Origin of the sequence: Paenibacillus marchantiophytorum (assembly GCF_014640555.1) — a bacterium.
GTDB lineage: Bacteria > Bacillota > Bacilli > Paenibacillales > NBRC-103111 > Paenibacillus_E > Paenibacillus_E marchantiophytorum.
Genome location: NZ_BMHE01000161.1, coordinates 1 through 503, shown reverse-complemented (window position 1 = coordinate 503; position 503 = coordinate 1). Strand labels below are relative to the sequence as shown.

1 pseudogene is annotated in these 503 nt (G+C 45.1%); it reads right to left on the bottom strand.

Annotated elements, in window-relative coordinates:
* Positions 1 to 471, bottom strand: a pseudogene (locus IEY34_RS36450) (IS4 family transposase); the annotation flags it as partial.
* Between the last annotated feature and the right edge of the window lie 32 nt (positions 472 to 503).

Sequence of the window (503 nt, the reverse complement as noted above, 5' to 3'; positions counted from 1 at the left end):
GCTGTCCGACCACCCCATCGTCAGCATGCGGAAGCCTTTGTAATAAGCTCCGGTAGCGTGATCTCTGAACCTTGCGAGCAATTCTACGGCTTTACTGCGGTTACGATCAAACATCGAATCGTCAAATATGAAGGCCGTAACGCGGTTATCGGAAGTCAGAAGACCAACTTTCTGAACCGTCGTAGCACTTAGAGATAAGAGGAATTGCCGCCACGCGAATTGGGTATGGTTCAAAAATCGATAAACGGAATCTTTTCCGGGAAACGATTCGGCTTTGTTACTTTCGAGCAGACGAAACCAATTTTTCTGATGAAACAAAAGCACGAATACAAGCTGAAACAAATAGGCAGCCGTATAACCGAATTTCTTGTTGATTCTCGCGTCTTTTAAGTGCTTTAGCACACGAAGTTCTTCGAATGCGGGCTTAATTTCTTTGGGGAGTTGATTGCAGGACTGCTTTTGCTCTATCATATAGAGGACACCTCTTCTGTGTGGTAGTGGAT